Source organism: Burkholderia sp. BCC1977 (assembly GCF_905339595.1).
GTDB lineage: Bacteria > Pseudomonadota > Gammaproteobacteria > Burkholderiales > Burkholderiaceae > Burkholderia.
In genome coordinates, this window is record NZ_CAJPGQ010000167.1 from 1 (window position 1) to 567 (window position 567).

The 567-nt window shown below is 65.4% G+C and carries 1 protein-coding gene; it reads right to left on the bottom strand.

All coding sequences use genetic code 11. The features are described 5' to 3' along the window. The coding region (locus U5771_RS35300; protein WP_322028198.1) for an aminotransferase class III-fold pyridoxal phosphate-dependent enzyme at positions 1-567 on the bottom strand (567 nt) is incomplete at both ends.

Consider the following 567-nt stretch of genomic DNA (forward strand, 5'->3'; position numbering starts at 1 on the left):
TACGTGAGGCCGTGATTGAATTCGCCGTTGTCGATGATCGGGCGCGCGATGCGCTCGTGAATGCCCACCGCGCCCATCGGCACGTAACCCGACGTCAGGCCCTTGGCCATCGTGATCAGGTCCGGCTCGAAGCCGAAGTGCTGGTGCGCGAACCATTCGCCGGTGCGGCCGAAGCCGCCGATCACTTCGTCGGCGACGAGCAGGATGTCGTACTTGCGGCAGATCCGCTGGATTTCCGGCCAGTACGTCGACGGCGGGAAGATCACGCCGCCCGCACCCTGGAACGGCTCGCCGATGAACGCGGCGACGTTCTCCGCGCCGAGCTCGAGGATCTTCGCCTCGAGCTGCTGCGCGCGTGCGAGGCCGAACGCTTCGGGCGTCTCGCCGGCTTGCGCTTCGCCGAAGAAATACGGCTGGTCGATATGGACGATGTTCTCGACCTTCGACGGCATCTGCTCGTGCATGTAGCCCATCCCGCCGAGCGTGCCGCCGGCGATCGTCGAGCCGTGATAGCCGTTCTTGCGCGAGATCACGTATTTCTTCTGCGGCTTGCCCTGCACGCGCCAG